Annotated in this window: 14 protein-coding genes and 1 tRNA gene; 7 read left to right on the top strand and 8 right to left on the bottom strand. The window is 64.9% G+C overall.

The genetic code is table 11. The annotated features are described in order from the left end of the window. Positions 1–15: 15 nt before the first annotated feature. Both IEW98_RS01645 and IEW98_RS01640 read right to left on the bottom strand, forming a co-directional pair. A tRNA-Arg gene (locus IEW98_RS01645) sits at positions 16–92 on the bottom strand. A gap of 188 nt (positions 93–280) precedes the next feature. Next, positions 281–1,534: a TetR family transcriptional regulator gene (locus tag IEW98_RS01640; RefSeq protein ID WP_243450503.1), complete on the bottom strand. Its 1,254-nt coding sequence runs from the start codon at positions 1,532–1,534 to the stop codon at positions 281–283. A 159-nt stretch (positions 1,535–1,693) separates the two neighbouring features. Here IEW98_RS01640 and IEW98_RS16290 point away from each other — a divergent pair, with 159 nt between their 5' ends. From IEW98_RS16290 to IEW98_RS01630, 3 genes are all read left to right on the top strand, one after another. Continuing rightward, positions 1,694–2,785, top strand: a complete 1,092-nt coding sequence (locus IEW98_RS16290) for a TonB-dependent receptor (RefSeq protein ID WP_243450502.1) — start codon at positions 1,694–1,696, stop codon at positions 2,783–2,785. A gap of 114 nt (positions 2,786–2,899) precedes the next feature. Beyond that, entirely contained in the window at positions 2,900–3,958 is a 1,059-nt protein-coding gene (locus IEW98_RS16285) for a TonB-dependent receptor domain-containing protein (RefSeq protein WP_243450501.1), read from the top strand. Between the two features lie 31 nt (positions 3,959–3,989). Further along, positions 3,990–5,018: a tyrosine-protein phosphatase gene (locus IEW98_RS01630; RefSeq protein ID WP_188761168.1), complete on the top strand. Its 1,029-nt coding sequence runs from the start codon at positions 3,990–3,992 to the stop codon at positions 5,016–5,018. A 66-nt stretch (positions 5,019–5,084) separates the two neighbouring features. Here IEW98_RS01630 and IEW98_RS01625 read toward each other — a convergent pair whose 3' ends face one another. From IEW98_RS01625 to IEW98_RS01615, 3 genes are read right to left on the bottom strand one after another with little or no spacing between them, the layout of a single operon-like run. Further along, positions 5,085–7,586, bottom strand: coding sequence for an ABC transporter permease (locus tag IEW98_RS01625; protein ID WP_188761167.1), 2,502 nt, complete (start codon positions 7,584–7,586; stop codon positions 5,085–5,087). Positions 7,587–7,597: 11 nt separating this feature from the next. Next, positions 7,598–8,278: an ABC transporter ATP-binding protein gene (locus tag IEW98_RS01620; RefSeq protein WP_188761440.1), complete on the bottom strand. Its 681-nt coding sequence runs from the start codon at positions 8,276–8,278 to the stop codon at positions 7,598–7,600. 5 nt (positions 8,279–8,283) lie between these two features. Then, positions 8,284–9,600 (bottom strand): efflux RND transporter periplasmic adaptor subunit, encoded by a 1,317-nt coding sequence (locus IEW98_RS01615; protein WP_243450500.1) that lies wholly within the window; start codon positions 9,598–9,600, stop codon positions 8,284–8,286. 209 nt (positions 9,601–9,809) lie between these two features. On the opposite strand from IEW98_RS01615, the gene IEW98_RS01610 reads away from it, so the two are divergent. Together IEW98_RS01610 and IEW98_RS01605 are read left to right on the top strand one after the other, a co-directional pair. Then, positions 9,810–11,207, top strand: a complete 1,398-nt coding sequence (locus tag IEW98_RS01610; RefSeq protein WP_188761166.1) for a sigma-54-dependent transcriptional regulator — start codon at positions 9,810–9,812, stop codon at positions 11,205–11,207. Next, complete coding sequence (locus IEW98_RS01605; RefSeq protein ID WP_188761165.1) at positions 11,204–12,541, top strand: sensor histidine kinase; 1,338 nt, start codon at positions 11,204–11,206, stop codon at positions 12,539–12,541. The genes IEW98_RS01610 and IEW98_RS01605 overlap by 4 nt, the downstream gene beginning before the upstream one ends. Before the next feature lie 27 nt (positions 12,542–12,568). Here the strand turns inward: IEW98_RS01605 and IEW98_RS01600 are convergent, their stop codons facing one another. The 3 genes from IEW98_RS01600 to IEW98_RS01590 all read right to left on the bottom strand — a co-directional run bounded on the left by IEW98_RS01600 (position 12,569) and on the right by IEW98_RS01590 (position 15,707). Beyond that, positions 12,569–12,760 carry a Clp protease/crotonase-like domain-containing protein gene (locus tag IEW98_RS01600; RefSeq protein WP_188761164.1) on the bottom strand — a complete coding sequence of 64 codons (192 nt, stop codon included), beginning with the start codon at positions 12,758–12,760 and terminating at the stop codon, positions 12,569–12,571. 99 nt (positions 12,761–12,859) lie between these two features. After that, positions 12,860–14,659 (bottom strand): flavin-containing monooxygenase, encoded by a 1,800-nt coding sequence (locus IEW98_RS01595; RefSeq protein WP_188761163.1) that lies wholly within the window; start codon positions 14,657–14,659, stop codon positions 12,860–12,862. A gap of 178 nt (positions 14,660–14,837) precedes the next feature. Then, positions 14,838–15,707 (bottom strand): aldo/keto reductase family oxidoreductase, encoded by an 870-nt coding sequence (locus IEW98_RS01590; protein ID WP_279380328.1) that lies wholly within the window; start codon positions 15,705–15,707, stop codon positions 14,838–14,840. Between the two features lie 95 nt (positions 15,708–15,802). On the opposite strand from IEW98_RS01590, the gene IEW98_RS01585 reads away from it, so the two are divergent. Together IEW98_RS01585 and IEW98_RS01580 are read left to right on the top strand one after the other, a co-directional pair. Further along, on the top strand, positions 15,803–16,699 hold the full coding sequence (locus IEW98_RS01585; protein ID WP_188761161.1) for a LysR family transcriptional regulator: 897 nt from the start codon (positions 15,803–15,805) through the stop codon (positions 16,697–16,699). Between the two features lie 130 nt (positions 16,700–16,829). Next, positions 16,830–20,558, top strand: a complete 3,729-nt coding sequence (locus IEW98_RS01580) for a beta strand repeat-containing protein (protein ID WP_188761160.1) — start codon at positions 16,830–16,832, stop codon at positions 20,556–20,558. The last annotated feature ends 57 nt before the right edge of the window (positions 20,559–20,615 follow it).

The following is a 20,615-nucleotide window of genomic DNA, read 5'->3' as shown; positions in this document are numbered from 1 at the left end:
CTGGAAAGTGCGGCTTGGTGCGCCCGGCTGGACTCGAACCAGCGGCCTCAGGATTAGAAGTCCCGCGCTCTATCCAGCTGAGCTACGGGCGCATGATCGTTGCAGCGACGACGCCTTAACCGATGCCGGGCTCTACGCCAACGCCCGATGCCGGGCTCCACGCCAACGCCCGCCACAGGCGCGGCGACATCGTTACAATAGCTGATCCAGATCGCAAAAACCTCGCGGTTCCGCCCGACGCCCGGATTGGGCTGCGTGAAGCACGTGTCGCCGCTGCCAGCTATCGGTCGCTTGTCGACCTGAGCAGGTTCCGGAGTTGTTGCATTGCGTCGATGCCGCGGATCGAGGCTTCCTCCTCGTCGAAGCCCATGAACGCCCGTCGGCAGCCCGAGCCGAAGCTCGAGAACAACGCCGTGTCCACGCTCGACACCAATCGACCTGGTCCCATGTTCGCCAGCAACAGGTCGTGGCTGGATCGACCGCGCCAGTACCGCAACTGCGGCGCAAAGGCCTTGAGACTTGGATCACGCGCGACAGCGACGAGCAGTTCGTCGAGCGCCGGCAACAGGTGCCCGCTGGATTTGTAGCGGCCATAATGCGCAGTCAAGGCGTCTGCCGTCATGGCCGCGGGATCCTCGATCTTGCCCCCCAATCCAACTGTCTGGCGATAAATCAGTTCGAAGGCCGCCCTCGCCAGGTCGGCGCTGGTCCGGAAATTATAAGACACAACCCCCAATGTCAGGCCGGCCCGCAACGCAACGGCGCGGTGGGTCAGGCTGGCGACACCCTGCTCGGCAAGCAACTCGACAGCCACTGTCGCAATGCGCACCGTCGTGGCGTTCGTGACGGTCGTCTCGGGCATCTCCAGCCCGGCCTGTTCAGCCGCATATTGCCGCCAGTGGCCCTCCCCCGCGGAATGGCCGCCGAGCCAGCGGCTCCATCCGGCGCAGGTTTCTCCAAGCCCGGCCCTATCGACCACCCGTCGCCAGCGCATCAGATGAAGCAGGCTTTCCCCATCGAACAAGTAGCTGGTGAGCAAACCGCGGCCCCGATGGCCGCACCGGCTGCAGATTTCTTCCCAGAAGCCGGCCCAGATGCACTGCCACTCAAGCAGGACGGGGCGATAGCAAGGTTCGCGTGACGCCATGAGCTGGCACTCGCGCCAGGCAAAGGCCGACTGGCGCTGCTGCACGCACCAGTCGTCGATCAGCGCCGCCAGCAATGTTGGAAAGGCTGACAGGGCAAGCGCTGCGGTGGCACCTCCTACCGGCAAGTCACGCAAACGGTCGGCACACCATTGCTCCGCTGCTTTCAGCCCTTGCTCATGCGCAGCCAGAAACAATCGTTCCAGGCTCCCGAAGTGATGATAGATGCTGGAGACCGGCGCGTTGGCCATGCGCCCGAGACCACGAGCCGAGATGCTGCCATTTCCAGACTTTTCCCAGCAAACAAGGACCGCCGCGATTAGCCGATCCATCGAGGAAAGGCTATCTACCGATTGATATTGGGCTTTATTTTCCACGTCTTTACTCACTGCCGCTGCGGCGCTGCATCGATCTATCACTTCACTATAGCCTGTTCATCCCCATTTCCGCAGATCCAATCATGTCATGCAATGATGCTACAACCGTAACAATCCAGACATACAAACGTTCTAGCGAACGACATCCATTGTCGTTCCGGGGCTACATTAATGAATATCGTTCCAATCGCGCATTTCCGCGCGCTCATCCTGGCGGGCACTGCCATCCTCGTCGGGGTCACGACGCCGGCCTATTCCCAGAACGTGGCGAGTGTCGACGAAAGCGCCGGCATCGAGGAAATCATCGTGACGGCGCAGAAGCGCGAAACCAACCTGCAACGAACGCCGGTCTCGATCTCCGTGCTTGGCAGCGACGATCTCCAGGCGCGCGGGGTCGTCGGCCCCAGGGACCTGATGAACGGCGCGGTACCGTCGCTGCGCATCGCGCCGTTCGCCGGGCGCAATTCGGCGCTGACCGTCGGCATTCGCGGGATCGTGCCTTTCGACGCCAATCAGCCTAGTCGCGACTCCGGCGTCGGCGTCTACATCGACGGCGTCTATCTGGGTCGCTCGCAGGGCCTCGGCACGGCGCTGTATGATCTCGAGCGGATCGAGGTGCTCAAAGGGCCGCAGGGCACGCTGTTCGGACGCAATTCCACCGGGGGCGCGCTGAGTATCGTCACCCGCGGCCCATCCGGCGAGTTTCACCTGGCGCAGACGATCGGGGTCAGCAACTTCGGCGGCTACAAAAGCGAGACCCACCTCGACCTGCCACGCTTCGCCAATTTCAGCGTGAAGCTCGATGCCATCGTGACCAAGCGCGGCGGCACCACCCAGAACCCGATGGCCGGCGAGGAGGATTACAACCAGTACGACCAGCGCGGCCTGCATGCCGGAGTGTTGTGGGAGCCGACCGACAATTTCAGCGCGCGATATGATTTCGACATCGCCCGCGATGCGACGACTCCCTATTACATGCAGGTCCTCGCCAAGTCGCCCCTGTTGCCCTTTGCAGATATCGTCCAGGTACAGCCCGATCGGGCGCAGATCGCCGACGTCGGCGTGCCCATCCAGGAAAGCGTCGGCGACACCCAGGGCCATGCTCTCCACCTCGACTGGAAAGCCAGTGATTGGCTATCAGTCCGCTCGATCACATCCTATCGCACCCTGAGCCAAAGCCAGTACGACAATGGCGGCGCGCACCAGGGGGCCTTTGGCCCCAACGCCCGATTTGCCCGATACAGCCTTGCCGGCCTCGAGTAGAACCAGTTCAGCCAGGAGCTTCAGCTGGTCGGGACCTTCTCGCAGGTCGATTTCGTCGCCGGTGCCTATTGCTACCATGAAAAGGGCGAGGATTGGGCCTGGGCACCGTACACGATGCAATGGGGGGCAACCCGCGCCGCCGCGCCCACCCGGCTGCCTTCGCTTGCCGCCGGCCAGGTTAGCCCCTATCCCGACCGTGCGAGCAATGCGGTGGCTGATAGCTTCGCCTTGTATGGCCAGGGCACCTGGACCCCGTCGATATTGGACGGCGCGCTGCACCTGACCGCCGGTGCGAGGTACACCAACGACAACAAGCACGGCGACCTGTTCAAGGTGAATGGCGTCGACACGCCGGACACCTTCGAAATCTCCAGCAGCCGCGTCGATCCGACTGTGACGATTGCCTTCGACGCCAGCGAAAGCATCCATCTTTACGGAAAATGGGGCACTGCTTACCGGGCCGGCGGCGCAAACTCGCGGTCGATTACCTATCGGGCCTATGATCCCGAAGAGGTCGAAACGACGGAAATCGGTTTCAAGAGCGAGTTTTTAGACCGTCACGTCCGTCTGAATGTCGCAGCCTACAAGACGATCTACAAAAATCAGCAGATCGACTTCAATGCCGTGCTCTCCGCGGTGCCGGGAGGTCCGACCCGGACCACGATCGAGACGATCAATGCCACCGGTAACGGCACCATCAAGGGTGTCGAGGCAGACCTGACAGTCGCCGCCCTCCAGGGCCTGACGCTGACAGCGAGCTATGCCTATACAAAGGGCGATCTCAAGAAGGCGGCGAACCCGTTCAGGAACAACGCGCTCGAAAATGTCTTCCTGGTATACACGCCGGAGAATGCCTATAGCGCCGCGATCGACTATTGCTTGCCGGTCGCAGGCGCCGAGTTGCGCGCCCATCTCGATGCCAGCGGCGGTGACGGTTATCACTCGCAATCGAGCGACCCGCTGCTGACCGACTCGTCGTTTGTGGTGAACGGCCGGCTGGCGATTGCCGACATCGAGCTCGACGCCGCGGCCCGGCTCCAGGTTTCGCTGTGGGGGCGTAACCTGTTCAACGAACAGCATACGTTCTTTGCGACCGGAACCCCGCAGTCGCTGCTGCTGGGCATTTTCAACGAGCCCCTGACCTATGGCGTCGAAGCCACGGTCCGGTTCTGACATCCAGCCATATTTTTCGAGGATGATCTCTATGCGTGCATTATTGCTCATGGCAGCGCTGGTTGCGGGACCTGCCTATACTCAAAGCGTTTCCGCCCAGGTTGCCACGGCAACGCGGAGCGGCGGCCAGATCACGCTGGATTGGCAGGGCCTCACCGCGCCGGTCGGCGTCACCATGGCCACCAACCCCGAAGGCAAGAGTGCGAAACCCATCGCCGGCAACCAGGTAAATGTTGCCGCCGCGCCGCGCCCGTATTTCTTCGCCAAGGACGCCAGGGGCCAGAAAGTGACCGCTGCCGAGCGCGTGCTGCCGCTGGCCGGCGGCAACAATTTCCGCGATCTCGGCGGATATGCCACAGCGGACGGGCGCCACGTCCGTTGGGGACAGCTTTACCGCTCCGGCGTGATGTCGGGCTTGACCAGCGCCGATTTCGATTATCTCGGCGACCTGGGTATCCGCACGATCTGCGACCTGCGCTCCAACGAGGAACGCAAGCGCGAAGCCGTGACATGGCCGGCCGGTATCCGCCCTGTCGTCCTCAGCCGCGACTATGGCATGGACATGGGTGCCATGGCGCAACTGTTCCAAAGCGCGAACGTCACGGCCGAGCAGACCTCGAATGCCATGGCGGGCTTCTACAAGGGCCTGCCTTTCGAATTCGCCGGCCAGTACGCCCAGATGTTCAGGGCCCTGGTTAATGGCGGTGCGCCGCTGGCTTTCAATTGCTCAGCCGGCAAGGACCGCACCGGCGTGGCCGCGGCGATGCTGTTGACCGTGCTCGGCGTACCGCGCGAAACGGTCATCGCGGATTATCTTCTCTCTAATACCTACTTCCGGGCCCCCACGCCGAAACCCGGCCAGACACCGGACGCCAGCATGCTGGCCATGTCGAAGCTCCCGCCCGATGCCCTCAAAGCCTTGATGGGCGTCGATCGGCGCTACCTGGAGTCGGCATTCGCCGCCATCGAGGCAAAGGGCGGCATGGCGCGATATGTCCGGGAAGACCTGAAGCTGTCGGCCGCCGACGTCGCCAAGCTCAAGACCGCCTATCTCGAATAGACCCCGGCGCCTCCCCCGGCCTGGACCCGAGTTGCGGCCAGGTTTGCCGAGGTTTCGGCCCCACGGTCATTCATAACGCAGCGCGTGGATGGGATTGGCGCGCGCCACGCGCATCGCATGGCCCGCCACCGTTCCCGCCGCGATCACCAGCGCGGCGCCGCCGGCCACCACGAACGGCAGCGGCCCAAGGCCGATGCGGCTGTCGAAGCCGTTGAGCCAGTCGCGCATCAGCCACCACGCAACCGGCCAGGCGATCAAATTGGCGACCAGCACGGGCTTTGAAAATTGCCAGATGAGCAGCTGCACGATGTCGCGCGTCCGCGCCCCCAGCACCTTGCGGATGCCGATCTCCTTGGTGCGGCGCTCGGCGGTGAACGATGCCAGTCCGAACAGCCCAAGGCAGCCGACGATCACCGACAGGATTGCGAACGCGGCAAAGGTCGTCGCCCGCGCTTTGTCGGCGCGGTAAAGGTCCTCGACCACCGCCTCGCTGAACTTCGCGTCGAACGGCACGTCGCTGATGATCGATCTCCAGGCCCGCTCGACCCGGCCGCGCACCGCCGCCGGGTCGCCGTGATAGCGCAGTGTCAGATATTGATGGCCCATCGTCGTGTTCAGGAACGAGATCGGTTCGAGCGGCACCCGTACCGAGCGGAATCGCGCGTCACCGACGACCCCGATGATCGTTGATGGCACGACTCCGTTCTGGGTCTGCACATAACCGGCGCCGAATGTCTTGCCGACAGCGTCGGCGGGATTGGCAAATCCCAGCCGCCGCGCCGCCAGCTCGTTGATCACGACATTGGCACCCCGCGCCGCCAGCGCCCGTTCCGCCGCATCATCGGCCGGGAACGGCAGCGTCGCATCATCCATCGGCCGTGCCTTGTCGAACCAGCGCCCGGCCACCAGTTTCAGTCCCATCGCGTCCTTGAAACCCGTATCGACGTTGTACACCCCGACCGTGACGAGCTCGCTGCGACCCGGCACGATATAGCCGGTATTGCTGCTGTTCTCGGTGGCGACGCCAATGCCGGTGCGACCGACGGCATCGACGCCCTCGACCCGCGCCATCGTGTTGGCGATCTCTTCGCCGCGGGTCAGCAACTGGTACCGAGTGAGCCCGTCGAGCTGGAGGATGTTGTTGCGATCAAAGCCCGGATCGACGCTGCGCGCGTGGATCGTCTGGGCATAGATCACCGCCGTGCAGATAATCAGGCCGATCGATACCGCGAACTGGCCGACAACCAGCGCATTGCGCAACCGCCCCGAACCCGGCGTCTCGGCTGCGGACTTGTTGGCCTTGAGCACCGCTGCGGGCTGAAAACGCGACAGGAAAAATGCCGGATAGATGCCGCCGAGCAAGCCGACGACAAACACCAGCCCGATGACCGGCAGCCCCAGGCCGTCCGGCCCGGTATAACGAACCGGGATATCGGCATCGAGGAACGCGGCGAACGCCGGCATCAGCAGCTCGACCAACGCCAGCGCCACCAGCATGGCGATGATCGTCACCAGCATCGATTCCGCCAGGAACTGCGAGATCAACTGCTTGCGATTGGCGCCGAGCACCTTGCGCAGCGCCACCTCGCGCGCCCGCTGGCTGGCCCGCGACGTCGACAGATTGGTGAAATTGACCACCGCCATGCCGAGGATCAACGCGGCAATGATCCCGAAAGTCGCGATCGTCGAACGGTCGTTGCCCGGGGTCATCGACGCCGCCTGCGCTGGCCCGATATGGATATCGCGCAGGTTCGCGAGATGCCAGTCTTGCTCATCGCCCTGGTTGAAGCGCATGCCGCCGCCCGCATCCTCATCGGGGATATTGCGCTTCTCCCACGCCGGCAGCTGCGCCGCCATTGCTGCCACGTCAGCGCCCGGCTTCAGCCGCATGAACGAATAGCCGAACTGGCAACCCCAGCACGACAGGCCCTGGAGTTCCTTGGCCATGAAACTGTTGATGTCGATCCGAACGACCGCGCGGGCTTTCAGCGCCGAATTCTTCGGCAATTCCTTCAACACCCCGACGATCCGGTAATCCCGGGTGACCCCTTTGGAAATCACGCTCATCGTCTTGCCGACGACGTCCTCGGTACCGAAACGCCGCCGCGCCTCGCTCTGAGTCATCAACGCCGTGCCCGCCTCGGTCAGGCCGGCCGCATTGCCCCGCACCAGCGGCAGCTTGATCACGTCGAGCAGATTGCCATCGACGTACAGAAAATCCTCGGCCGCCAGCGCTTCGCCGTTCTTGATGAACACCGGCGCCGTCTTCATCACGAATACTTCTGCCGCAACCTGCGGAAAGTCCTTCTCGAACCGCTTGCCGGCGATATACGGTGTCATCTGCAACTTGTCTTCACGGCCCGTCTCACGCGACTTGTACCAGCTCTGCAACTGGTACACGTTCTCGTTGCCGGGCACCCAATTGTCATAACTCAGCTCGTACCGGATGAAGAGCATGATCATCAGGCACGCCGCCAGCCCGATCGCGAGGCCGAGGATGTTGATGAAGCTGTACAGCCGGTTCTTCATCAGGCTGCGGAGGCCGACAGTCAGGTAATTGCGCCACATTTTACCGCTCCCTATGCCGCGCGGCGGCGTTCGACGACGATACGGCCGTCGAGCATGTTGATGACCCGGCCGGCGTAATCGGCGTGGGCGGGCGAATGGGTAACCATGACGATCGTCGAGCCTTCCTCGTTGAGCTGCCGCAGCATCCGCATCACCTCCTCGCCGTGCGCGGTATCCAGGTTCCCCGTCGGCTCATCCGCCAGGATCAGCTTGGGCGCGCCCACTAGCGCCCGGGCAACGGCGACGCGCTGCTGCTGGCCGCCCGAAAGTTGCGCCGGTCGATGCCCCGCCCGGTGGCCGATGCCGACCTTGTCGAGAACGGCCTCCACCCTTGTCCGGCGTTCGGCGGCGGGGATGTTGTGATACAGCAGTGCCAGTTCGACATTCTCGCGCACCGACAGTTCGTCGACGAGATTGAAGCTCTGGAAAATAAAGCCGATATAGTGTTTTCGCAGCTCGCCGAGTTTCTCCTCGTTCAGCCCGGCGACCTCCTTGTCGGCAAACATGTACGATCCGGCGGTCGGTGAATCGAGCATTCCCATCACGTTGAGCAATGTCGACTTGCCGCAGCCCGACGGCCCCATGATGGCGACGAATTCGCCCTGCTCGATGGCAAGGTCGACCCCGTCGAGCGCCGCCGTCTCGACGGTATCGGTACGATAGGCCTTGGACAGGTTGGTCATCGTCAGCATCGCCATCAGTCGTTCTCCTTGGGGGCAATCGTAAGCGCGGTCTTGTCGACAAGACCGGTGTAGGGGCTGGTCAGCACTTTCTCGCCGGTATCGAGGCCGTCCAGCACTTCGATGAAGTCGCTGTTGCGGCGTCCCAGCCGGACCGGCCGGCGTTCGGCGCTGGTGCCGTCGGGATCGACGACGAATACCCAGTTGCCGCCGGTATCGTTGTAGAAACTGCCGTTCGGCAACAGTTTCGCCCGTTCCGGATCGCCGAGCTTGAGCCGCGCCTGCAAGGTCTGGCCGCGCTGCAGCCCCTGCGGCTCGGCGCCGACAAAGACCAGGTCGATCCGGAACTGGCCGCCGGTCACCTGCGGCAGGATCCGCGCGACCTTGAGCAAATGCTCCTTGCCGCCGACTGTGATCGTCGCCGCCTGCCCCGGCTCGATCCGGCCGAGATAGAATTCGTCGACAGCGGCGGTCAGCTTGTTGCGGCCCGGGCTGTCGATCTGGCCAAGCCGCGCGCCGGGCTCCATCGACTGGCCGATCTCGATCGAGAATGCCGACAGCTGCCCCGCCACGGGGGCACGCAGGTTGAGCGCATCGAGGCTGCCACGGGCAATGCCCAGGCTTGATTGCAGCGACGCCGACGCAGCGCGCAATTGCCTCAGCTGGCTGGCCTGCAGCCGCTCCTCCGCCGCCGCTGCATCCTTGAGCAGGCTCGTGCGCGCCCGCTGCGCCTTCAGATTGTCCTCGCTATCCCGAAACACCCGGCCGGCGACGAAGCCGCGCGCCGCCAGCGGCGCCTGCACATCGTGCTGGCGCTGCGCCTTGGCGAGTTCCAGCTCGGCCTCAATGATGCCGCGCCGGTTGGCCATGCGGCTTTGCTCGAGGGTGAATTCCTGGCTGCGCATGTTGTTGAGCTGCTGTTCGACCTCGGTCTGCCGGGCCAGCGTCGACAGCTGCAACTCGGCGTTCGACAGCCGCGCCAGCAACTGCCCCTTGACGACACTGGCACCATCCTCGGCGAACAGCTGCTCGATACGGCCGCCCTCGACCGCGTCGAGATAGACGGTCACCAGCGGCTTGACCTGCGCTCGCAGCGGCAGGAAATCCTCGAATACGCCGCTGGTGACTTCCGAGATCGTCGCCCGGTCGGCCGTGATCGACTGGCTGCCGACACGTGGCGCGAACTGCCACCAAAGCACGCCGACAAGGGCCGACAGGCCCATAACGATCGCGATCAGCAGGCGGCGGTCAAGGCGCCTTTTTTCCACTGGACGATCCATGGCCCCGCCGCTGGCCGGCCCGCCATCGTGGCGGTCGAGCTGGACGACCTGCATCAGGCGCCCGCCACTGTCCGAAAACGGACAGTGAGTGTCCGCTCATGAACAACCTTGTGGTAACCTGTCGCCAAATCCTATCTCCATGCCTTGGGGATGTGCCCCCGCGTGCCCCGCCTGCATCGTGCTTTGCATAAATCGTGCCAACGCCGCGGGTTGGCCCGGAACTTGCTCGGCAAGGGCGAAACAGGCAGAATCCGGGAGTGGCAATGGTCGACAATCAGGCATTCGGAACGGCGGTCGTGGTCGACGACGACGCCGATATCGCGCTTGCCGCAAAGCTCGCCATTCGCAGCGCCTTCCGCCAGGTCATCACGCTATCGCATCCCGACGCGCTGCTCCCATTGCTCGAGAAATCGCCCCCCGACGTCATCCTGCTCGACCTCAACTTCGCCCGCGGCGCCACCGATGGCCGCGAAGGTTTCCTGTGGCTCAGCCGCATCCTTGAAAAAGACCCCGACGCCGCCGTCGTCATCATCACCGCACACGGCGGCATCGGCATCGCCGTCGAGGCGATCAAGGCAGGTGCGACCGATTTCGTCACCAAGCCGTGGGACAATGAACGCCTGTTCGCCACGACCTGGTCCGCCGCCGCGCTGCGCCGTTCGCGCCGCGAAACCCGCCACGAGCGCCGCCGCGTCGTCGAAGTGGCCAAGCCATCGTCGGAAACCCCGATGCTCGGCACCTCCAAAGCCATGGACCATGTCCGCTCGCTCATCGACCGCGCCGCACCGACCGATGCAAACGTGCTCATCCTGGGCGAAAACGGCACCGGCAAGGAGCTTGTGGCGCGTGAACTCCACAGCCGCTCGCGCCGCGCCGCCGGCATCATGGTATCGGTCGATCTCGGCACCGTCAGCGAAAGCGTCTTCGAAAGCGAATTGTTCGGTCACGTCCGAGGTGCCTTCACCGATGCCAAAAGCGACCGGATCGGCCGGCTGCAGGCAGCCAATGGCGGCACCATCTTCCTCGACGAGATCGGCAATCTGCCGCTGCGCCTGCAACCCAAGCTGCTGACCGCGCTAGAACGCCGCGAAGTCACCCCGGTCGGCGCCAACAAGCCGGTGCCGCTCGATATCCGGGTCATCGCCGCGACCAACATGCCGCTCGACCAACTCACCGACGAAAACCGCTTCCGGCAGGATCTGCTGTTCCGCCTCAACACTGTCGAGATCGAGCTGCCGCCGCTGCGCGCCCGGCCCGAGGACGTGCCGCTGCTGCTCGCCCATTTCCTTGCCCATTATGCGCGCCGCTACAAGGCGCCGCCGCGGCACCTGTCGCCGGCGCTCGCCGAGATCCTCAGCAACCATGACTGGCCCGGCAATGTCCGCGCCCTTCGCCATGCCGCCGAACGCGCCGTGATCCTGGCCCGCGGCGACGCCTATGTCCTCGACGATTTCCCGCTGCCGCGCCGGTCGTCAGCACTGTCCCCACCGCCAGCACTGGCGCCGGTGCCTGTCGACACCGACCTCAATCTCGATCGCGCCGAAAAACAGATGGTCGAGCGCGCCCTCAAGAAGCACAACTGGAACATCAGCCTCGCCGCGGGCGAACTCGGGCTGACCCGCGCCGCGCTCTACCGGCGCATGGAAAAGCACGCGCTTTGAAACGCGGACCGATCCACCGTTTCGAATTCGGCCTGGCGCTCCGGCTTACCGGCATGGCCCTGCTGATCCTGGCGTCCGGCTGGACCTGGTCGCAGCCCGGCCTTGTCGCCGCCCGCATCGTCGCCGGCATTCTCGTTATCGTCGCGGCCGCCGATCTCTGGCACTATCTCGACCGGACCAATCGCGCCGTCGCCCGCTTCATCGAAGCTGTCCGCTTCGACGATTTTTCGCAGCGCTTCACCCTCGGCAAGGGCGGCGGCTTCGAAGCGCTCGGCCGGGCGCTCGACAACGCCGTCATCGAACTCGGTCGCCGCCGCTCGCTTGCCGCCGATGAAGCGCGCTTTCTCGCCGCCGTCGTCGACGACGCGCCGGTGCCGCTGCTGATGATCCAGGGCGGCGACCATGTCACCCTGCTCAACAAGGCCGCCCGGCGCCAGTTCGGTACGATCGACGTCACTCGCCTGCCCGATTTTGCCCGGCTTGGCCCGGAGTTCGTCGCCGCTCTTGGCATGGCGCCGGCCGGACGCCGGCTCACCCGCCTGCTCAAGGACGGCATCGCCCAGCGCGTCATCATCGAATCGGCGCGCATCGACCGGCTCGGCGAAGACATCCGCATCGTCTCGGTGATGCCCGTACAAAAGGTTCTCGGCAGCGCCGAAATGGCCGCCCAAAGCGACCTTGTCCGCGTGCTCACCCACGAGATCATGAATTCGCTGACGCCGGTCACCTCGCTTGCTCGCACCGCCGCCGACCTGCTCGCCGCAGCCGATCTCGGCGGCCGCGAGGACCTTGCCGACGTCAAGGCCGCGATCGACACCGTCGCCCGCCGCGCCGAAGGAATGCACCGTTTCGTCGAAAGCTACCGCGCCTTCGCCCGGCCCCCCGAAGTCCGCCGCCAACGCTTCGCGGCCGCGCCCTGGGCCGACGAGATCGCCCGGCTTTTCGCCGCCGACCCCACCGGCGCGCTTGCCGATTTGCAGCGCCTGATACCGCCCAACGCCGCGATCGACGGCGATCCGGAATTGCTCGCCCAGCTTTGCCTCAACCTGCTCCGCAACGGCGCCGCCGCCGCCACCGGCGCCGGCACCCCGCCCCGGCTGACGCTGGCCGTCACCCCCGGCGAACCCGGCGCGACGCTGATCGAGGTCGGCGACAACGGCCCCGGCATCCCACCCGACCGCCGCAACGACATCTTCCTGCCGTTCTACACCACCCGCGCCGACGGCCACGGCGTCGGGCTCAGCTTCGTCCATCAGGTCGTGATCGCCCATGGCGGCTCGATCGCCGTGGACGATGCGCCCGGCGGCGGCGCGCGTTTTCGCGCCTTTATTTAAGAACGCCGCAAGATTTCGGGCCTTTATCTAGTCTTTCCACCACGGGTAACCGACGGGCATATCCGTCGAGACCCGTCCCGGAAACGCCGGCGCTCGCTTCTCGATAAAAGCCCCGACGCCTTCCTTGACGTCCCCCGACGACCCGAGCGCCAGCGCGAACGGTCCATCGATCTCGAGGAGATCGAACGGTAGTTCCGACGAGCCGAAACGCCAGATCATCTAGGCTGGCATAGGCGTTGAGCTTGTCGGGGCGGTCGAGCGTCACCGTCAGCACCGGGCCCTCGACCTCGTATCGAATTTCCGCATATTGCATGGCGCTCAACCCGCCTTCTCGAACACCAGCCCCTTGAATTCTCCGGATTTTCGCCAATCGTCGATATATTTGAAGAATGCCGTCGCACCCGCCGGATGCCCGACCGCAAACGCCGCCCGTTCGTCCCGCGCCAGTCCCTCGTTGTTGTAGTACCCCGGCGTGCAATCGGGCGCCGCCCCGGCCATCATGCCCGGCCCGGTCATCAGGAACTTGACCCAATCCTCCTGCGCCCCGGCGTCGGCATCGACCCGCGCTGCACCGGTCTCCTGCGCATGGCGGACCACCGCCGCGATGGTGTCGCCGGCATCGGTCCAATTATGCGGCACGTTGACGATGAAGTTCGCCGCCTGGGCAAATTGCACGATGAAAGCATTGGGAAAACCGTGGACATGCAGCCCATGGAAGGTCCGCATCCCCTCCGACCAGGCCTCCGACAGCCGCCGGCCACCGACACCGGCGATGTCGAACCCGGCCCGGCGCTCGTGCGACGTGCCCACCTCGAACCCCGATGCATAGACGATGCAATCGACCTCATAATGCTTGCCGCCGACCCAGAACCCGGTCTCGTCGATCCGCTCGACGCCCTTGCCGCCGGTATCGATCAAATGCGTTCCCGGCTCGTTGAAGGCCTGCAGATAGGCATCGTGAAAGCACGGCCGCTTGCACAATTGGCGGTACCAGGCCTTCAAATTCTCGGCGGTTTCCTTGTCCTCGACGATCGCTTCGGCGCGCGCGCGGATCTCGGACATCTTCTCGATATCGGCGTCTTCATACGCCGCCATCATGCCCGCCGGGTTCATCTGTTCCGGCGGCAGGTCCATCACCCGCGCCCGAATCCGCCGGGTCAGGTCGGTCCAGCCGTCCTGCACCAGATCCTCGCTCGGCACCGGCCACAGCCCGATATTGGCAGCGAAATTGTCGAGCCAGCGCTTCTGCCAGCCGGGCGTCGCAATGCCGGCAAACCAGTCCGGATCGATCGGCGCATTGGCCCGCACGTCGACCGACGACGGCGTCCGCTGGACGACATACAGCGTCTCCGCGGCGCGGGCGACATGCGGCACACACTGCACCGAAGTCGCGCCGGTGCCGATGATCGCAACCCGCTTGTCACCGAGTTTATCGAGCGGCGCGCCATTGGTATCACCGCCGGTATAGTCGTAATCCCAGCGGCTTGTGTGAAAGCTGTGGCCCTTGTACGTCTCGATGCCCGGGATGCCGGGCAGCTTGGGCACGTGCAACGGCCCCGTACCCATGCCGATATAGTCGGCGGTGAAGCGATCGCCGCGGTCCGTGGTGATGACCCAGACGCCGCGCTCGTCATCCCATACCATGTCGTCGACGCGCGTATGGAACAGCGCCTTGTCGTACAGCCCGAACGTCCGCCCGATCCGCCGCGACTGTTCGAGGATCTCCGGCGCATGGGCATATTTTTCGGTCGGCATGTGACCCGTCTCTTCAAGCAGCGGCAGGTAGATGATCGACGCTGTATCACACTGGGCACCCGGATAGCGGTTCCAGTACCAGTTGCCGCCGAAATCGCCGGCCTTGTCGATGATCCGCACATCGGTGATGCCGGCCTCGACCAGCCGCGCGCCGACCGCCAGCCCGGCAAAGCCGCCGCCGACCATGGCGAAGGTGACATGGTCGGTCAGCGGCTCGCGCTCCACGCGCGGCGTGTAGGGATCATCGAGAAAATGCGCGAAACTGCCGGTCGTTTCGAGATATTGCGCATTGCCGTCGGGCCGCAGCCGCTTGTCGCGTTCGGCGCGATAGCGGGCCAATACGGCTTCTTTGTCGCTGCTCATGATGCTCGTTCCCCGTGGATCCGCGGCAACGCTAGCCCAGTTCGAGCCCGCGCCAAGCTGGCAGTTTTCCGCAGGCTGTCACAGGTTCGCGGATCGGGCAGCCGCGTTCATACCGATCCCCCGGGGTGCAGGGGATGATCACGAACCCCTCCGTCCGAGGCGGTTTCCCGGCTCGCCTTTAGCCTCCGATTGCACCCAGTTCCGCCAGGTCTGCCGCGGACAACGCCAGCTCAGCCGCCGCGATATTCTCGCGGAAATGCGCGGTCGACGACGTCCCCGGTATCAACAGGATATTCGGCGCCCGCTGCAGCAGCCAAGCCAGCGCAACCTGCATCGGCGTCGCCCCGATCCGCGCCGCGACCGCATCGAGCCCACTCGATTGCAGCGGCGTGAACCCGCCGAGCGGAAAGAACGGCACATAGGCGATTCCCGCCGCCGCCAGTTCGTCGATCAACGCATCGTCCTCGCGGTGCACGAGGTTATACTGGTTCTGCACGCAGGCTATGGTGGTGATCCGGCGCCCCTCGGCGACCTGCGCCGATGTCACATTGCTCAGCCCGACATGCCGGACCAGGCCGCGTTGCCGAAGCGTCGCAAGTGCCGTCAACGGCGCTTCGATCGATCCCTCGGCGGGACCATGGCCATCGCCGAACATGATCCGCAGATTGACGACATCGAGCGCTTCGACACCCAGGTTTCGCAGATTGTCGTCCACCGCGGCTTCAAGGTCCGCCGCCGAGATCGCCGCATTCCACGAACCGTCCGCGCCCCGCCGCGCACCGACCTTGGTAACGATCGTCAGCTCCTGTGGATACGGCGACAACGCCTCGCGAATGATCTGGTTGGTAACGTGCGGCCCGTAGAAATCACTGGTATCGATATGGTCGACACCCGCCTCCATCGCTGCCCGTAGCACCGCCAGCGCGGCATCCCGATCGCGTGGCGGCCCGAACACCCCGGGGCCGGCCAGTTGCATGGCGCCGTAGCCGATCCGCTTCACGCTGCGATCACAGAGCCAATACGTCCCGGCCTTGCCGATATCTGTCACGGAAAGTCTCCTTGTTGCGAGATCATCCATCTAGGCGCTCTCCCGCCGCGCGATAAGACAAGACAATTCGTACGGGCCGTGCGAATATTCGCACAGTGGCGGACCTTGGTGATCTCAACGCTTTCATTGCCGTCGCCCGGGCCGGCGGCTTTCGCGAAGCTGCCCGCGCGAGCGACAAAAGCGCTTCGGGTCTCAGCGAAGCCGTGCGCCGTGTCGAGGCCAGCCTCGGCGTTCGCCTCCTCCACCGCACCACCCGCAGTGTCCGCCCCACCGAAGCCGGCGCCCGTCTCATCGAACGCCTGCTGCCCGCACTCGCCGAAGTCGAAACCGCACTCGATGTCGTCAACGGCTTCCGCGACCGTCCCGCCGGCACCCTCAGGCTCAACGTTCCCGTCAGCGCCGCCAGGCTGGTCTTGCCGGCGATCGTCCCGCCGTTCCTCGCCGCCTTTCCCGACATCCGGCTCGAGATCACCGCCGAGGACGGTTTCGTCGACATTCTCGCATCCGGCTGCGATGCCGGCATCCGTTACGATGACCGGCTCGAGCAGGACATGATCGCCGTGCCGATCGGCCCACGCGTGCAACGCTTCGCCACCGCCGCCGCACCGGCCTATCTGGCGCGCCATGGCATCCCGGGCCATCCCCGTGACCTGCTGGAGCACGCCTGCCTGCGCGGGCGTTTCAGCAGCGGCGCCATTCCCCCCTGGGAATATGAACGCGGCGGCGAGATCATTCTCGTCGAACCGACCGGACCCCTGGTCGTCGGCATCGGTGCCGCGACCGACCTCGTGGTCGATGCGGCCATCGCCGGCACCGGTATCATCCAGCTGTTCGAAGACTGGCTCAGGCCCCACCTCGACAGCGGCGCGCTGGTGCCGGTTCTCGAGGACTGGTGGCGGTCATTTTCGGGACCGTTTCTCTATTATTCGGGCCGCCGTCACCTCCCGGCCCCGCTGCGGGCCTTCATCGATTTCATCGGGGCCCGCGTCTGAAGCTGCTCCGTCCGGGGCAATTGGACTACCCCCCTTGCCCCTGCCTCACCGCGGCCCGAACTGCGTATCTTGGCACAACGTCGGATACGTCGGTCGTTGCAGCGTTTCCGACTCCTGCGGGAGTTCAGCGGTGGCTCAATACTATAATCTTTTCGGTCCCCAGTTCGTCAACGGCACGGCCGCACTCGATCGCTATTATGCTTTTACCAAGGACGATAATTTCGACCGGGTAAATCCCGATGCGCTATTTGCGCTGTTCACCTGGACAACCGGCATTCGCAAGGCCGACGGCAGCCTGCTGGCCATCAGCGGCACCGACGTACAGATCTCGCAGGATGTCTATAATTCCAATGGCGGCACCGACGTCCTGTACGGATCGAGCCGCAACGACGCCATTTTCTTCAATAACGGCCAATTTGCCGATGGCGTCGGCGGCATCAACGGTATCCAGCAATTCTACTTCGGTGCCGGCAACGACATCGCCGATTTCAGCGCGCGCGGCAACGGCGCCGCCTATACCAAGCAAGTCCTGCTGAATGGCGAGGACGGCGACGACACGCTGATCGGCGGCTCCAACAACGACGAGATCAACGGCGGCAACGGTATTGACCTGCTGATCGGCAACGGCGGCGGTGACAAGCTCGATGGCGGCGCGGGCAACGACACAATCTACGGCGACGACATGGGCGCCAACCTGGTCGGAGGCCAGGACACGCTGCGCGGTCGCGCCGGCGACGACACGCTTTATGGCGGTGTCAGCGCCGACGCCCTTTACGGCGACGAGGACAACGACACGCTCTATGGCGGGCTCAGCGGCGACACGCTGTATGGCGGCATCGGCAACGACATGCTTTACGGCGACGATCCCGGCGGCATCGGCGGCGACAAGCTGTTCGGCGACGCCGGCGACGACGAGCTTCGCGGCGGCGGCGGCATCGACCAGCTCGACGGCGGCACCGGCAACGATCGCCTCTACGGCGACGACGCCGACGACATCGTCCGCGGCCGCGCCGGCAACGACCTGCTGGTCGGCGGCGCCGGCAACGACAGCCTCGGCGGCGACGAGGACATCGACACCGCGCTCTATTCGGGCAACCGCGCCGACTATGTCACCGTGCTCAACGCCGATGGCTCCTATACCGTCACCGACAGCCGCGGCATCGATGGCACCGACACGCTGCGCGCCGTCGAATTCCTGCAATTCGCCGACGCCCTGCTCTCGGTCGACCAGCTTAACTACCCCCCGGTCATCACCTCGGACGGCGGCGGTGCGACGGCCGTCCTGACTATCGCTGAAAACACCGCTGCCGTCACCACCATCACCGCCGCCGACCAGGATGCCGGCCAGACGCTCGGCTTCGGCATCGCCGGCGGCGCCGACGCAGCGCTTTTCGTCGTCGATGCCGCCACCGGCCTGCTCAGCTTCGCCAACGCGCCCGATTTCGAAAATCCGGTCGATGCCGATGGCGACGGCGTCTACCAGGTCAATGTCCGCGCCTTCGACAACCTCGGCGGCAGCGATGTCCAGACCTTGTCGGTCACGGTTGCCGATGCCGCCGACGGCGCCGCGCCGGTCATTTCGTCCGACGGCGGCGATCGCACCGCCATCATCGCCCGCGCCGAGGGCACCACCGACGTCACCATCGTCGCCGCCGCCGATGCCGATGGCACCACGCCAACGTACCGTATTGCCGGCGGTGCCGATGCCGCGCGGTTCAGCCTCGATGCCGCGACCGGCGCGCTAATCTTCCTCGCCGCCCCCGATTTCGAAGCACCCGCCGACGCCAATGGCGACAATCGCTACGAAGTCTTTGTCGAAGCCACCGATGGCCTCAACAGCGACCGCCAGCAGCTCAGCATCGAGATCACCAACTTCAACGACAATTCACCGGTCATTACCTCCGGCCCCGCAGCGACCATCGATGAAAACACTGTGCTCGCCGCGACCATCACCGCGGTCGACGCCGACACATCCACGCCCGGCTTCGCGCCGAGCTTCGCCATCATCGGCGGCGACGACGCGGCCCGTTTCAGCCTCGATGCCGTCACCGGCGCGCTGACCTTCATCACCGCTCCCGATTTCGAAGCCCCCACCGATGCCGACGGCAACAACATCTATTCGGTTATCGTCGCCGCCAATGATGGCAGCTTCACCGCCGAGCAAAGCATTGCCATCACGGTCGCAAATCTGAACGACACCGCACCGGTCATCAACAGCAACGGCGGCGCGGCAGTCGCGGCAGTCGCCGTCGCCGAAAACGCCGTGGTCGTCACCAGCGTCATCGCCGCCGACGCCGATGGCACCACGCCGACCTACCGCATATCCGGCGGCGCCGACGCGGCGCTGTTCAGCCTCAACACCGCCACCGGCGCGCTTGCCTTCCTCGCCGCCCCTGATTTCGAGGCACCGCAAGACAGCGATCTCGACAATATCTACCAGGTCACCGTCGAGGCGACCGATGGGGTCAATATCGACAGCCAGGCGCTCGCTATTTCGGTTACCGATGTCAACGAGATCGGCCGCACCATCACCGGCACTACCGGCAACGACACCATCACGCCTACCGCCGTCGCCGCGCTGCGCACCACCGCGCTCAACGACACGATCTACGGCCTAGCCGGCAACGACACGATCGACGGCGGTGCCGGCGAGGATCGCATGGAGGGCGGCGCCGGCAACGACACCTACACAGTCGATCGCTTTTCCGACGATGGCCGCAGCACCAATGACGATATCGTCGTCGAGCTCGCCGGCGGCGGCACCGATCGCGTCAACGCCTCGGTCAGCTATCGCCTCGCCGCCCAGGTCGAAAACCTGACCCTGCTCGGCGCCCTCGCGATCGACGGTTTCGGCAACGATCTCGCCAATTCGCTGACCGGCAACGCCGCCGCCAATCTCCTGTCGGGCGAAGCCGGCAACGACACCATTCTCGGCAACGACGGCAACGACACCCTCGTCGGCGGCGACGGCGACGACCAGCTGCTCGGCGGCAACGGCAACGACAATCTCCAGGGCGGTGCCGGAATCGACCGGCTCGACGGCGGCATCGGCATCGACACCCTTGCCGGCGGCGCCGGCGACGACCTCTATCTCGTCGATGTCTGGTCGGACGATGGCAACGATCTCAACGACGACCTCGTCACCGAACTTGCCGGCGGCGGCAACGACCGCGTTTCGACAACCGTCAGCTACCGGCTCGGCGCCGACGTCGAACAGCTGACGATTGCCGGCACCGCCGCGATCAACGGCACCGGCAACAGCCTCGCCAACGTCATCTCGGGCAATACCGCCGGCAATGTCATCACCGGGCTCGATGGCAACGACACCCTGTCCGGTATCGGCGGCGACGATATCCTCGAAGGCGGCGCCGGCACCGACGTCCTCGACGGCGGCATCGGCAACGACATCCTGCGCGGCGGCGACGCCAGCGACAGCCTGCTCGGCCAATCGGGCGCCGACACGCTCATTGGCGGCACCGGCAAGGACACGCTTACGGGCGGCCTCGACGCCGACATCTTCGGCTTTGCCTTCGGCGACACGACGCTTAACACTAACCTTGATCGCATTACCGATTTCAGCACCGCCGCCGGTGATCGCATCGATCTCGATCTAGTTTCCGGTAGCCTCGACGCCACCGCCTATGCCGAAGGATCGATCGGCACCAACAACTTCACCGATGCTCTCAACATGGCGCGCTCGCTGTTCGCCGCCGGCGGCAAGACTGCGGTCTTCGTCGCCGGCAGCACCGATGGCTGGGTGTTTTGGGACGGCGCCGGCGGCGATAACCTCCCCGACCAGGCCATCGTCATGACCGGCGTCAATTCGGTCGATCTGTTCAGCTATAGCCAAATCATCTGATCCACCTGATGTGTCATCCCGGGCTTGACCCGGGACCCAGCTCCTTCCCAGCGCGCG

The sequence above is a fragment of the Sandarakinorhabdus glacialis genome (assembly GCF_014643455.1).
GTDB classification, from domain to species: Bacteria; Pseudomonadota; Alphaproteobacteria; order Sphingomonadales; family Sphingomonadaceae; genus Sandarakinorhabdus; species Sandarakinorhabdus glacialis.
The sequence above is the reverse complement of the archived record's forward strand: the minus strand, read 5'-3'. Positions and strand labels throughout refer to the sequence as shown.